The sequence below is a fragment of the Mesorhizobium sp. WSM4829 genome (assembly GCF_055811475.1).
The window spans coordinates 224,284-237,950 of the sequence record NZ_JBVVQJ010000004.1 but is presented as its reverse complement, the minus strand read 5'-3'; the positions used below and the strand labels follow the sequence as shown (position 1 = coordinate 237,950).

Annotated in this window: 13 protein-coding genes and 1 pseudogene; 8 read left to right on the top strand and 6 right to left on the bottom strand. The window is 63.0% G+C overall.

Annotated elements, in window-relative coordinates:
* The 5 genes and pseudogenes from AC0L17_RS06295 to AC0L17_RS06275 form a co-directional block, all read left to right on the top strand.
* Positions 1-201 (top strand): annotated as a pseudogene (locus AC0L17_RS06295) (hypothetical protein); the annotation flags it as partial.
* A gap of 77 nt (positions 202-278) precedes the next feature.
* Positions 279-1,496 carry a urate hydroxylase PuuD gene (locus tag AC0L17_RS06290; RefSeq protein WP_473515182.1) on the top strand — a complete coding sequence of 406 codons (1,218 nt, stop codon included), beginning with the start codon at positions 279-281 and terminating at the stop codon, positions 1,494-1,496.
* A gap of 2 nt (positions 1,497-1,498) precedes the next feature.
* Positions 1,499-2,812 (top strand): guanine deaminase, encoded by a 1,314-nt coding sequence (guaD, locus tag AC0L17_RS06285; protein ID WP_473515181.1) that lies wholly within the window; start codon positions 1,499-1,501, stop codon positions 2,810-2,812.
* Between the two features lie 74 nt (positions 2,813-2,886).
* Positions 2,887-3,390, top strand: a complete 504-nt coding sequence (locus AC0L17_RS06280) for a heme-degrading domain-containing protein (protein WP_077374984.1) — start codon at positions 2,887-2,889, stop codon at positions 3,388-3,390.
* A complete protein-coding gene (locus tag AC0L17_RS06275) occupies positions 3,387-4,652 on the top strand; it encodes a glycerate kinase type-2 family protein (RefSeq protein ID WP_473515180.1) in 1,266 nt (421 codons plus the stop codon). The genes AC0L17_RS06280 and AC0L17_RS06275 overlap by 4 nt, the downstream gene beginning before the upstream one ends.
* Before the next feature lie 3 nt (positions 4,653-4,655).
* Here AC0L17_RS06275 and AC0L17_RS06270 read toward each other — a convergent pair whose 3' ends face one another.
* The 5 genes from AC0L17_RS06270 to AC0L17_RS06250 form a co-directional block, all read right to left on the bottom strand.
* Positions 4,656-5,378 carry a UdgX family uracil-DNA binding protein gene (locus AC0L17_RS06270; RefSeq protein WP_473515204.1) on the bottom strand — a complete coding sequence of 241 codons (723 nt, stop codon included), beginning with the start codon at positions 5,376-5,378 and terminating at the stop codon, positions 4,656-4,658.
* 86 nt (positions 5,379-5,464) lie between these two features.
* Entirely contained in the window at positions 5,465-6,886 is a 1,422-nt protein-coding gene (locus AC0L17_RS06265; RefSeq protein ID WP_473515179.1) for a glutamine synthetase family protein, read from the bottom strand.
* Between the two features lie 13 nt (positions 6,887-6,899).
* Positions 6,900-8,261, bottom strand: coding sequence for an aspartate aminotransferase family protein (locus AC0L17_RS06260; RefSeq protein ID WP_473515178.1), 1,362 nt, complete (start codon positions 8,259-8,261; stop codon positions 6,900-6,902).
* A gap of 139 nt (positions 8,262-8,400) precedes the next feature.
* Positions 8,401-9,375, bottom strand: a complete 975-nt coding sequence (locus AC0L17_RS06255; protein WP_473515177.1) for a WD40 repeat domain-containing protein — start codon at positions 9,373-9,375, stop codon at positions 8,401-8,403.
* Between the two features lie 259 nt (positions 9,376-9,634).
* Positions 9,635-10,687 (bottom strand): CobW family GTP-binding protein, encoded by a 1,053-nt coding sequence (locus AC0L17_RS06250; RefSeq protein WP_473515176.1) that lies wholly within the window; start codon positions 10,685-10,687, stop codon positions 9,635-9,637.
* 196 nt (positions 10,688-10,883) lie between these two features.
* Between AC0L17_RS06250 and AC0L17_RS06245 the strand changes: the two genes are divergently transcribed.
* Both AC0L17_RS06245 and AC0L17_RS06240 read left to right on the top strand, forming a co-directional pair.
* Complete coding sequence (locus tag AC0L17_RS06245; protein WP_473515175.1) at positions 10,884-11,615, top strand: intradiol ring-cleavage dioxygenase; 732 nt, start codon at positions 10,884-10,886, stop codon at positions 11,613-11,615.
* Positions 11,616-11,836: 221 nt separating this feature from the next.
* Positions 11,837-12,307 (top strand): MarR family winged helix-turn-helix transcriptional regulator, encoded by a 471-nt coding sequence (locus AC0L17_RS06240; RefSeq protein ID WP_023796815.1) that lies wholly within the window; start codon positions 11,837-11,839, stop codon positions 12,305-12,307.
* A gap of 16 nt (positions 12,308-12,323) precedes the next feature.
* Here AC0L17_RS06240 and AC0L17_RS06235 read toward each other — a convergent pair whose 3' ends face one another.
* Positions 12,324-13,202, bottom strand: coding sequence for an AraC family transcriptional regulator (locus AC0L17_RS06235; RefSeq protein WP_473515174.1), 879 nt, complete (start codon positions 13,200-13,202; stop codon positions 12,324-12,326).
* 35 nt (positions 13,203-13,237) lie between these two features.
* Here AC0L17_RS06235 and AC0L17_RS06230 point away from each other — a divergent pair, with 35 nt between their 5' ends.
* Entirely contained in the window at positions 13,238-13,645 is a 408-nt protein-coding gene (locus AC0L17_RS06230; protein ID WP_473515173.1) for a DUF2000 family protein, read from the top strand.
* The last annotated feature ends 22 nt before the right edge of the window (positions 13,646-13,667 follow it).

The window sequence follows — 13,667 nt, the reverse complement described above, 5'->3', positions numbered from 1 at the left end:
AATCGATTTTCGGAAAGGATCATGCACCAGATAAAGTTCTACAGCGTCCTTTGCGCGTCCAAGGGACGCGCGGCGCTAGTGCATGACCCCGAAAAATCGGAATCGATTTTCGGAAAGGATCATGCACCAGATAAAGTTCTACAGCGTCCTTTGCGCGTCCAAGGGACGCGCGGCGCTGTAGTATTTTCCATTTTTTTTTGAAAGTCATCGTGCCGCTCGGCCCTTTCCGTTTGCGCTCCAGTCCGTAAAGTCACCCAATCGGCAGGGACGACTTTTCAATGATCGATTTTGCGATTTTCTGGGACTGGCTGAGTTTCGCCGTGCGCTGGCTGCATGTCGTCACCAGCATCGCTTGGATCGGCTCGTCCTTCTATTTCGTCGCGCTCGATCTCGGCTTGCGCCAGCGTCCGGGCATGCCTGTCGGCGCCTTCGGCGAAGAATGGCAGGTGCATGGCGGCGGCTTCTACCACATCCAGAAATATCTGGTGGCGCCGACCGAAATGCCTGAGCACCTGACCTGGTTCAAATGGGAATCCTACGCTACCTGGCTGTCGGGCTTTGCCATGCTGTGCGTCGTCTACTATGCCGGCGCGGACCTCTTCCTGATCGATCCCCACGTGCTTGCCATGTCGGTGCCTACAGGCATCTTGCTGTCGCTGGCGACGATCGGCGTCGGCTGGGTGGTCTACGATCTCTTATGCCGTTCGCCGCTTGGCAGGAGCGACACCGGCCTGATGCTGGTGCTCTATGGCGTGCTGGTGTTCATCGCCTGGGGTCTTACCCATCTGTTCACCGGCCGCGCCGCTTTCCTGCATCTTGGCGCCATCACCGCGACGATCATGTCGGCCAATGTCTTCATGGTCATCATTCCGAACCAGAAGATCGTCGTCGCCGACCTGATCGCCGGCAGGAAGCCAGATCCGAAATACGGCAAGATCGCCAAGCAGCGCTCGCTGCACAACAATTACCTGACGCTGCCCGTTCTCTTCCTGATGCTGTCGAACCACTACCCGCTGGCGTTTGCTACCCGGTTCAACTGGGTGATCGCCTCGTTGGTTTTCATCATCGGCGTGCTGATCCGGCACTATTTCAACACCATGCATGCGCGCAAGGGCAACCCGACCTGGATCTGGCTGGCGGCCGCCGTCCTGTTCGTCGTCATTATCTGGCTGTCAACCGCGCCGAAAGTGCTGACCGGCGAAGTCAAGGCGTCCTCGACGGCACAGGTCTATATCGCCTCGGCGCATTTTCCCGCAGTGCGCGATACGGTGCTTGGCCGTTGCTCGATGTGCCATGCGCAAGAGCCGTCCTACGAGGGCATCTATCACGCGCCGAAAGGTGTGATGCTCGACACGGACGCCGGGATCGCCGGGCAAGCCCGCGAGATCTACCTGCAGGCCGGCCGCAGCCACGCGATGCCGCCCGCCAATGTCACCCATATCACCGACAAGGAGCGGGCGCTGCTGGTGGCATGGTTCGAGGAGGCAGGGAAATAGGCATGACCAGTGCACTCCTGCGCGGCCGCACGCTGTCCTTCCTGCGCTGGCCTGAAACCGTCGACGACCATTCCGCCTGGCGCTACGAGGATGACGGCGGCCTGCTGCTCCGCGACGGCAGGATCGTTGCCGCAGGCGCCTATGCCGACGTCGAGAAAAAGGCTGATGAAGGCGTAAAAAAGATCGACCACCGCCCGCATTTGCTGCTGCCTGGTTTCATCGACGCGCATGCGCATTTTCCGCAGATGCAGGTTATCGCCTCCTACGGCGCCGAGCTGCTCGACTGGCTGAACACTTACACCTTTCCCGAGGAAACCAAATTCCAGAACGCCCAGCACGGCCGCCGCATCGCCAGGCTGTTCCTCGACGAGATGCTGCGCCACGGCACGACGACAGTCGCCGCCTATTGCTCAGTCCACAGGGAATCGGCCGAAGCGTTCTTCGCCGAGTCGCATGACCGCAACATGCTCAACATCGCCGGCAAGGTGATGATGGATCGCAACGCGCCGGAGGGCGTGCTCGACACGCCGCAATCGGCCTATGACGACAGCAAGGCGCTGATTAAGGAGTGGCACGGCAAGGGGCGCCAGCACTATGCCATCACACCGCGCTTCGCCATCACCTCCTCACCCGAGCAATTGGAGATGGCGGGCGCGCTCTGCCGCGAGTATCCTGATCTGCACATGCAGACGCATCTGTCGGAAAACCACGCCGAGATCGCCTTTACGCTGCAACTCTATCCGCAGGCACGCGACTATACCGATGTTTACGAGCGCTATGGGCTGCTCGGGCGCAAAAGCCTGTTCGGCCACTGCATCCATCTTTCGGAACGCGAGGCGGATGCGCTTTCGGACACGGGCTCGGTCGCCGTGTTCTGTCCGACCTCGAACCTGTTCCTCGGCTCGGGCCTGTTCGATTATCAGCGTTACCGCCGCCGCGAAAAACCACTCCGCATCGCCACCGCCACCGATATCGGCGGCGGCACCAATTACTCGATGCTGCGCACCATGGATGAGGGCTACAAGGTGATCGCGCTGAACGGCGAGAAGCTCAATCCGTTCCAGTCGTTCTGGCAGCTCACCCGCGGCAATGCCGAGGCGCTGTCGATCATGGAAAGGATCGGCACGCTCGACCAAGGTAGCGATGCCGACATCGTCGTCCTCGACGCGCGCGCCACGCCGGCGATGCGGCTGCGGATGGAGACGGCGGACACGCTGGCGGAGGAGCTGTTTCTGCTGCAAACGCTGGGCGACGACCGCGCCGTGCGCGAGGTCTATGTCGCCGGGCGGGCGGCCAAGACGGATATGGCGGTTTAGCTATCCCACAAGTCCCGCTTGACCCAGCGGCAGCCATCGGTCAAAGCGTGCCGCGACGTTGATAGGGGAATGACATGGCCGTTGCGGACGATATCGCTCTGATCCAGAAACAGGAAGCCGAGCTTGTCTTCTCGGTCTTCGATGAAGCTGTCGCCTTCAAGATCGGCTCGACGATCCGCGACCGGGCACTGGCCCAGGGCTTGCCGATCATCGTCGACATCAGGACCTTCGACCGGCCGCTGTTTTACGCGGCAATGCCGGGCTCGAACGCCTCCAATCCGGATTGGGCGCGGCGCAAGATCAACGTGGTGCAGCGGTTCCTGAAAAGCACCTACCGCATGGTGCTGGAGCAGCAGCGTCCCGACCGCAGCTTCAAGCCGGGCGAGGGGCTCGACATATCGGACTATGTGCTGGCCGGTGGTGGCTTTCCCATAACGGTCAAAGGTGCTGGCGTCATCGGTGTGATCGCGGTCTCGGGCCTGCCGGAGCGTGAGGATCACGGCGTCGTCGTCGATGCGCTGTGCAGCCACCTCGGCGTCGACGGGCGCGAGCTGGCACTGCCGCCGGAAGCAAAATGACCGCGCTCGATCCCAAATCCTTCCTCGCCGCCATCTTCAATGCCGCCGTTGCCGCCGCCGATCCGCAGAGGACAATCAGGGATCATCTGCCGGCAATGCCGAAGGGGCGCACCATCGTCATTGGTGCAGGAAAAGGCTCGGCGCAGATGGCGGCGGCGTTCGAAAAAGTGTGGGACGGGCCGATCGAAGGGCTGGTCGTCACCCGCTACGGCTATGGCGCGACCTGCCAGCGCATCGAGATCATCGAGGCGGCGCATCCGGTGCCGGATGCCGCCGGGCTCGAAGCGTCGCGCCGGCTGCTCGAAAAGGTGCAGGGACTGACCGCGGACGATCTGGTCGTGGCGCTCATCTCAGGCGGCGGCTCGGCGCTGCTGCCGGCGCCCGCCGAAGGTCTGACGCTGGCTGACGAGATCGCCGTCAACGAGGCGCTGCTCGCCTCCGGCGCGCCGATCGCCGCCATGAACACCATCCGCAAGCATGTTTCCACCATCAAGGGCGGCAGGCTGGCGGCAGCTTCCTATCCGGCAAAGCTGGTGTCGCTGGTCGTCTCCGACATTCCCGGCGACAATCCGGAGCTTGTCGCTTCCGGCCCGACCGTTCCCGATTCCGGCAACCGCCAAGAGGCGCTGGCATCGATCGCCGCCTATGGCATGAAACTGCCGGCTGCCGTGATGGCGCATATCAATTCGCCGGCCGCCGATGCGCCGCGCGTCGATGATCCGCGTTTTTCGCGCAACGAAGTGCATCTGATCGCCTCGGCCGGCGTCTCGCTGGAAGCGGCCGCGGCCGAAGCCAGGCGCCATGGCATCGAGGCGGTCATCCTCTCCGATTCCATCGAGGGCGAGGCGCGCGAGGTCGGCGGCGTCCATGCGGCAATCGCCCGCGAAGTGGCGACGCGCAACCGGCCTTTTCCGAAGCCCGTGCTGATTCTATCAGGCGGCGAGACGACGGTGACCGTGCGGGCGAAGGGCAAGGGCGGTCGTAACACCGAGTTTCTGCTTGCCTTCGCCATCGGCATCAGCGGCATGGAGGGCGCCCATGCACTGGCCGCTGACACCGATGGCATCGACGGTTCGCAGGACAATGCCGGCGCCTTTGCCGACGGCTCGACGGTGTCGCGGATGCGGGCGGCAGGCGTCGATGCCAAGGCGATGCTTGCCGGCAACAACGCCTGGACGGCATTCAACGCCGTCGGCGATCTCTTCGTGCCCGGCCCGACCGGGACGAACGTCAATGATTTGAGGGCAATCCTGATCAGATAGGGGTCAGGCGGCCATCAGCTTTTTCACTGCCTTCATGTCCTGCAGGAACCGCTCGCGTTCGGCCTGCTTGTCCGCCGGCTCGCGAATACGCAGGATGAAGGACGGGTGGATGGTGACGAACACAGGCAAGCCATCGTCCCGATCCACGACCGCGCCGCGCATCTTCATGATCGGCACGACCTTGCCGAGCAGTGACTGCGCCGCCGTTGCGCCGAGCGCCACCGCCAGATTGGGCTTGATCAGATCGAGCTCCCTGTCGAGCCACCAGCGGCAGGCCTGCACCTCGCCGGCATTCGGCTTCGAGTGGATGCGCCGCTTGCCGCGCGGCTCGAACTTGAAATGCTTGACCGCATTGGTGACATAGACTTTCAGCCGGTCGACGCCGGCATCGTCCAGGATGGCGTCGAAGACTTTTCCCGCCGGACCGACGAAAGGTTTGCCGGCCAGATCCTCTTGGTCGCCTGGCTGTTCACCGACGAAAACCACCTTGGCCTTGTCAGGCCCTTCGCCGAACACGGTCTGCGTTGCGTTGCGCCACAGCGGGCAGCGGCGACAGGCCTTCGCCACTTCGCTGAGTTCGGGAATGGTGCTTGCGCCATCGTCTTCTGCCGTCTCAGGCAATTCAGGCTTGGGCCAGCGTCTTGCCTGCACCTTGGCGTGGTGTGGAGAATTTGTCTGCATCCTGGCGATCATGGCTGATGCGGCCTTGCCCGCTGCTGCGATCAGATGCGGAATGAGCGAAGCCCCCGAAAGGTTCCTTCAAATAGCCGGGACCCGGCTTTCGCTGGGCGAATGACCGGCGATGCGATGCCTCACACCTCGTGCAGATAGAGATGATAATCCAGTTCGCTGACCGTGCGCGCCACCCGCAGATATTCGGATTGCTTGATCGCCACGAATGTTCGGTGCAGGTCTTCCCCCAGCGCCGCTTTGAGGAATGTCGAGGCCCTTGCCGCCTCGATCGCGGCGCGCCAGTCCACCGGCATGGTGGTGCGCGTGATTGCTGATTCGTAGCCATTGCCGGTGGTTTCGGGGCCTGGATCGAGGCCCTCATCGAGACCCTTGACGATGCCGGCCAGCACGGTTGCCGCCACCAGATAGGGGTTGGCGTCGACGCCCGACGGCCGGTGCTCGATGCGCCGGTTTTTCGCGTCGCCAGCCGGCACGCGCAATGCCACCGAGCGGTTGTTGACGCCCCAGGTCGGCGCCACCGGCGCATAGGATTGCGAAACGAAACGCCGCCATGAATTGGCGTGCGGTGCAAACACCAGCATCGATTCGGCCATGGTCTGGATGAGTCCGCCCAGTCCGCGCAGCAGCGGCAAGGACCAGGTCTCGCCGCTGGCTTCGGCAAAGACGTTGTTGCCGGCCTTGTCCTGCAGCGAGACATGGAAATGCATGCCGGAGCCGGCGTATTTCTCGATCGGCTTGGCCATGAAGCAGGCAGTGACGCCGTGGCGGCGCGCCTGCGCCCGCACCAGCCGCTTCAGCATGACGAGGTCGTCGGCCGCCCGCATCACGTCCTTGCGATAGTTCAGCGTCAGTTCGTACTGGCCGGGCGCATATTCGGAAATGACCGTCTCGGCCGGGATGCCTTGCACCCTGGCCGCGGCATAGATGTCGGAAAACAGCGGCTCCATGCCGTGCAGATGGTCGACGGAATAGACCTCTGTCTTGGCCGAGCGGCGGCCGTCGAGCACCGCGTGCGCCGGCTGCACCTTGCCGTCGGCGTCGCGCTCGTTGGCAAGCAGGAAGAATTCGAGCTCGAAGGCGCCGGCCGGATGCAGGCCCTTGGCCGCCAGTATCTCCACCTGCCGGCCCAGCGCCAGGCGCGGGTCGGAGGACATCGGCTGGCCATCGAGATGGTACATCGCCATCAGCACCTGGCCGCGCGGCGGCTGTGTGCCGAACAGCGGCACCAGCGTGCCGGGGATCGGCCATGCCCGCAGGTCGCCGTCGCCCGTGGTCCAGATCAGTCCGGTCTCGTGCACGTCCTCGCCGGTGATGTCGAGGCCGAGGATCGAGATCGGCATGTGCCTGCCGCCCTCGAAGATGCTCATCAACTCGTGCCGGCGCACGATCTTGCCACGCCCGACGCCATTGGCATCGGTCAGCACGATGTCGAACGCTTCGATCTCGGGATGGGCGTCGAGAAAGGCTTGCGCCTCGGCGGGCGTCGAGCCCGAAGGGGAGGCGATGATGGCGTTCAAAGTTTGCTTGTGCGCTTCTCTCATGTGCAAGCTTGTCTCATGCCGCGAGCCTTGCCGCAACCGCGCCAAAGGCGGTGATCAGGCGGTTCACCTGGGCAGCGCTGGTCGCCGGCGAGATCAGCATCATGTTGTGGAACGGCGCGATCAGCACGCCGCGATTGACCAGCGCGACATGCACAGCCGCTTCGAGTGCCGGTGCGTGCGCTGCTTCCGCCTCGCCGCCATTCCTCAGCGGGCCGGGTGCGCAGATGAACTCGACGCGGGCGCCGACTCGGGCAACATGCCAAGGCAGGCGGTAACGGTCGATGACGGCAGTCAGCCCGGCGTCGAGCCGCCGCGCCAGATGGTCCATATGGCTATAGTTCTCGTCGGTCATCACCTCTTCGAGCGTGGCGCGCATCGCTGCGAACTGCAGCGGATTGGCCGAGAGCGTCGTACCCATGCCGGAATAGCCTGGTTCCTTGGTCCTGACATAGTCGGCATAGCGGGTGGCGACGCCATCGCTCATGCCCCAGACGCTGGCTGGCACGCCGCCGGCGATTGGCTTGCCGAGCACGAACAGGTCCGGCTCCAGGCCGTGTTTCCTGGTGTAGCCACCGGGACCGGTCGAGATCGTGTGCGTCTCGTCGATCAGAAGCAGGGTGCCAGCGGCGCGGGTGAGACGCCGCAGCGCGTTGTGGAAGCCGGGATCGGGCAGCACCATGCAGGAATTGGTCAGCACCGGCTCGGTGACGACACAGGCGATTTGCTGGTCCCGGAGTGCTGTCTCAAGCGCCGGCACATCGTTGAACTCGACGACATCGGCCGCCCCGGTCAGGTCGCGGAATTCGCCGGCCAGTCCTGGTCGGTTGGCCGGTCTGCCGTCGACCAGGCGCACCATCGTCTCGTCGACCGAGCCGTGATAGCAGCCGTTGAAGACCAGGATCTTGCCCCGGCCGGTGATGGCGCGAGCGACGCGCAGCGCGAAGCGATTGGCATCGGTCGCCGTTGTCGCAATCTGCCAGAACGGCAGGCCGAAGTGCTGTTGCAGCAGCGGGCCGATGGCGAGTGCATCTTCCGAAGGCAGCATGTAGGTCAGGCCGCGTCCGGCCTGCCTACGGATGGCGTGGGCGACCGGCGGCGGCGAGTGGCCGAACATCGAGCCGGTGTCGCCGAGGCAGAAATCATCCAGCCGATTGCCGTCGATGTCAGTGATAGTGGCGCCTCTGGCGCTGTCGACCATTATCGGGAACGGCGTCGGCCAGTCGTTCATCCAGTGCATCGGCACGCCGCCGAAGAAACCCGGCAGGCCGTTGCCGACCTTGGCTGCCGATTTCGGCCTTGCCTTGCGGAAGGCTTCGGCCTCGGTCTCGCGCAGATCCGCGATGCGAGCAGTGCTGATGCCACCGATCGGATGCATGAAGAGCCCTCTCAATAGGGGAATAGGGGAGTAGGGGAATAGGGGAATAGGGCAGTTGGGGAATAGGGCAGTTGGGGAATAGGGCAGTTGGGGAATAGGTGTCTTACTCCCTTACTCCCTTACTCCCCTACTCCCCTAGCTAGACCGAAATATCAATCACGCCGCAGTCGCCGGCGGCGCTGCCGAAGGCGACGCGGCGTTCCTCCTTGTCCCACATCATCGAGGTAATGGCGCCCTTGCCCGGTCGGCGCAGAAGCACCTCCTTGGCGTCCGCGAAACGCACCGCCATCACCATGCCGTCGTCATAGCCGACGGCGACGACATCCTGGCTCGGATGGCAGGCGACCGAGGTCACCATGGCGTTGCCGCGCGTGCCGAGTTCCAGCGGCGCCTTGCCCATCGGCCCGTCCTTGCCCGAAAACGGCCAGACGATCGCCGCCGGGGCTCCGGAACTGGCCAGCCATTTTCCCTTGGGCGCCCATGACAGGCTTTTGACTTTACCGGGATAGCCGCTCATCCGCATGTGCTTGCCATCGGCGAGCTTCCAGCCATGCAGCGCGTTCTCCTGCATGGTGGTGACGAGGAAGGCGCCATCCGGCGAGAAGGTGATGCCGGTATGGGCGCCGGCCCATTCCAGCTCGACCGGCTTGCCGTTCGCCGCCGGGAAATGCAGCGTCGCGCCATTGTAGCGGGCGACGCCGAAGCGCATCCCCTTGGGCGAGAACGCCAGCCCCTCGACCGAACGCGGATGCATGAATTCCTTGGTCTTGCCGTCGGAGAAACGCACGAAGGCGATCTTGCCCGAGGCATAGGCGATGGCGCCCTGTGGTCCGGCGGCAACGCTGGTGATCCATTTCTTCCCGGCGCTTGCCAATTCTGCCGCATTGCCGCCGGCGGTAACGGAAAAAATCCTGCCGTCCTCGCCGCCGGTGATCAGCCGGTCGTTGGCCGCATCGTGGAAGGCGGCGAGAAGCCCGTCATTGGCCTGCGCCGTCTTGTGGCCATGGTCCAGCCGATGGATTGTACCGTCGGCCAGTGCGAAATGCGGCACGTCGCCAAGGAAAACGGCGGCGATGCAATGTCCCTGGAGATCAAGCGGGGCGACGGTGGGCATGGGAGATTCCATTCGAGATTTCGGCTGGTCGTCTACCTCCGCGCGGGAGCCGCCAGCGCGGGTAAGTGGCAGCTCTCCTTCTCCCCTTGTGGGAGAAGGTGGATTGGCGCGCAGCGCCAAGACGGTTGAGGGGTGCTGGACGGAGTGCCGTCGTTGCCAAGCTGGAACACCCCTCATCCGACCGAGCTTCGCTCGCCCACCTTCTCCCACAAGGGGAGAAGGAAAGAAGGTGCAGCGCTAGCGTTATAGAGCCTGAAAATCAAGCGGCCTGGCAGGCATCAAAACTCTTCTTCAGCCGCTCGGCGTCGAGTTCGCGGCCGATGAAGACCAGCCGGCTCTCGTGCTTCTCGCCGTCCTTCCAGGCGCGCTGGTGGTCGCCCTCGATGATCATGTGCACGCCCTGAATGACGTAGCGCTCGTCATCGCCTTTAAGCGCGATGATCCCTTTCAGACGCAGGATGTTAGGGCCTTCCATCTGGGTGATCTTCTCGATCCAGGGGAAGAATTTTTTCGGGTCCATCTCGCCGCCCCGCAGAGACACCGACTGCACCGTCACGTCATGGATATCGGACGGGTGCGCGTGATCATGGTGATGCCCGTCATGATCGTGATGATCATGGTCATGGTCATGGTCATGATGGTCGTGGTCGTCACGCGCCTCGAGGAAATGCGGATCGTTCTCCAGCGCCCGGGAAAGGTCGAAGGCGCCGCGGTCGAGCACCTCAGACAGCGCCACGCCGGCGCGCGTGGTGCGATGGATCCGGGCCGCCGGGTTGATCGCGCGGATCGTCGCCTCGACCTTGCTCAGTTCCTCCGGCGTGACGAGATCGGTCTTGTTGAGCACGACGACATCGGCAAAGGCGATCTGGTCCTCGGCTTCGCGGGAATCCTTCAGCCGCAACGGCAGGTGCTTGGCGTCGACCAGCGCCACCACCGCGTCGAGCCTGGTCTTGGAGCGCACGTCGTCGTCCATGAAGAAGGTCTGCGCCACCGGCACCGGATCGGCGAGGCCGGTCGTCTCGATCACGATGGCGTCGAAGCGGCCTGGACGTCGCATCAAGCCCTCGACGACGCGGATCAGGTCACCGCGCACCGTGCAGCAGACGCAACCATTGTTCATCTCGTAGATTTCCTCGTCGGATTCCACGATCAACTCGTTGTCGATGCCGATCTCACCGAACTCATTGACGATGACGGCGTAGCGCTTGCCGTGGCTTTCCGAAAGGATGCGGTTTAGCAGCGTCGTCTTGCCGGCGCCAAGATAGCCGGTGAGAACGGTTACGGGGATTTGTATCGTCTGTGCATCGCTCATGTTGGGCCTCGAAAAGGATTGTTGGCTCCATATAGGATGCACGCCATGCTTTTGCACGTGGCAACCGATGGGCCAAACAGGTCGCCAACATTGCCGGGTTTTCCCAACATGCCGGGTTTTCATTGGCGTTGGCTGGCCTCACTGACTAGATAAGACCAAGCCAGCTTGCTCGACAGAAACCAAAAAGAGGCGCCGGATGTCCGACAAACCGTCCTCCTTGCCGTTGAGCCGGCGCCAGGCGCTTGGCCTCATTGCCATTAGCGCGGGCGGCGGTGTCTTTCTGCCGGGCATCGCGCTGGCGCAGCAGGCCTCGCCCTATGCCGGGCTTGCCCTGTTCGATAGCGGCGCCGGCGTCTGCGCGATCACACCGGAAGCGACCGAGGGCCCGTTCTATTTCGACCCGAAGCTCGAACGCGCCGATATCACCGAAGGCAAAGCGGGCATTGCCCTCAATCTGCGGCTGCAGGTCATCGACGCAGGCTGCCGGCCGCTTGCCGGCGCGCGGGTCGATATCTGGCATTGCGACGCGCAAGGCCATTATTCAGGCTATCCGGGACAAGGCGACGGCCAGGATGTCGATACGTCAGGCCAGAGTTTTCTGCGCGGTTGGCAAAAGACCGATGACAGCGGCATCGTCTCGTTCGCCACCATCTATCCCGGCTGGTATCGCGGCCGCACCACCCACATCCATTTCAAAGTCTTCCCCAACGACAATTCGGTGATGACCGGCCAGCTGTTTTTCCCCGACGGCCTGAGCGAACAGATATTCACCACTGTCGCGCCCTACACCGACCGGTCCGGCAAGCGGGATACGTCGAACGCCAGGGACGGTATCGCGCGGCGCGCCGGGCCGCTTTCGCAGGCGGCGCTGCGCGAGATGGCGGACGCCTACCAGGCCTTGATGATCGTCGCGGTGAGAGCTGATTGAGTCCCGCACCGGGTGTGTGGCGTCCCTGCCGAACGCGACCACCTGCGCTGAAAAGTCGTTTGTCATCTAACTGAAATAAACATCTGGCATTAGCCTCGGCGGACACCGCATTGCTTGCCGGCAAAGCTGTTTTGCAAAGCCGGATCTTTTTTGATCGTCCATTGCCAACCGGGCGGCTGCCTCTATGCTGTCCACACCGGTTCGGCCGAAGAGGGATAGCCATGGCCAAGGCGGACAAGACTGCGACAATGAGCCGGCTGCATTCGGCGGCGCGGCTGGCGCGCACGGCACTCGCCGCGCGGCTTTTGGCGCACGGCTTCTATGCCGGCCAGGACCAGATCATGCTGGCGCTCGACCGTGAGGACGGGCAGACGCCCGGCAATCTTGCCGGTCGCCTCGGTGTTCGCCCGCCGACCATCACCAAGACCATCAACCGGCTGCAGGCGCAAGGCTTTCTGGAAAAACGCGCTTCTTCCGCCGATGCCCGCCAGGCCCATATCTTTCTGACCGACACTGGCCGCGAAATCATTCATGCCATCGAGAAATCGGTGAAGAAGACCGAGAAGCAGGCGCTGAAGGGCCTCGATAAAAAGGACCAGAAGGCGCTGTTCAAGCTGCTCGCCCGCGTTGAGGCGAACCTCTCGAACGGAGAGATGGTTCTCGTCGATGACGAGATCGACGCCGACGAATGATCCGCGGCTGACGCCATCAGGCAGCGGCTGCTGACGATCCATGCACCAATGCCGACCAGCGGCCCGGCGTGACACCGAACGCCTTCTTGAAGTGCCTGCTGAAATGACTCTGGTCGTTGAAACCGGCCGCTATTGCGATCTGCGCCAATGACTCGCTCGCCTCTATCATGCGGCGTGCTCGTTGAAGCCGGCGCATCAAGAGAAAGCGGTGCGGACTGGTGGAGAAAGCGGCACGGAAATGCCGCGATAGGGCGTAGCGATCGAGCCCGGTGATCGCCTCCAGCTCCTCGGAACGGACGGTACGGAAAACATTTTCTTCCAGATAGTCGCGTGCCAGGCTGGCAGCCCGCCACGCTGTCCTTGGGATCGGTTTCGCCGGCCGACCTGAATGCCGTGCCAGGCTTTGCATCAATTGCGCAACGAAGTCGGCGACAAACAGATCGTCCAGCTTCTGGTCCAACGGCCCCAGCGCCGAAAGCAGCCGCGTGCGGAAAACAGGATCCGTCACCACGGCATTCCTGACGAAAGGCAGCGATGCGCCTGTCTGATCGAGGCAGTCCAGCACGATGGATGGCTCCAGATAAAGTATCCTGTAACGCAAACCGTCTTCAGTGCCGGCGCCGCCATCGTGCAATTCGTCGGGATGGAGCACGATAATCTGACCGGGCAGGCTGTGATGCGTCGCGCCGCGATACCGGAAAGTCTGGACGCCATGCAGCGTCACGCCGATGGCGTAGGTATCGTGACGATGGAGATCGAAGGCGCAGCCATGGAACCGGGCCTCGATACGCTCCATTCCGACGCAATCGGGCGCCGAGATGACGCAGTTTTCAGCCGCGTCAACGCACAAACGTCCAAGACCCTGAAAGGCCTCGCCATCTAGACCGTGTGACATCGATTCATTCACAAACCTCGAATGGCAATTGTCTCATGTTCGACACGAAATTTGCAATCGTGCTGCAGGACGACCTTCCCGTCTGGCAAAAGCTCAACGTCACCGCGTTCCTGACCAGCGGCATCGTCGCGCAGTATAGCGACATCATCGGCGAACCCTATCGCGACCGCGCCGGCAATATCTACAATCCGCTCTCGGTCCAGCCGATCATCGTGCTTTCGGCCGAACGCTCGACGCTCACTGCGATCCATCGGCGGGCGCTGGAGCGCGGTGTGCAGACCTCGCTCTACGTCGACGAAATGTTTTCGACCGGCCACGACGCGGCGAACCGCGCCGTCTTTGCCAAATTCGCACCCGACGACGCCAAGGTCGTCGGCATCGCGCTGCGCGCCGAAAAGAAGCTTGTCGACAAGATCACCAAGGGTGCCCGCATGCATCCCTGATGCATAGCGACACTGGTTCATC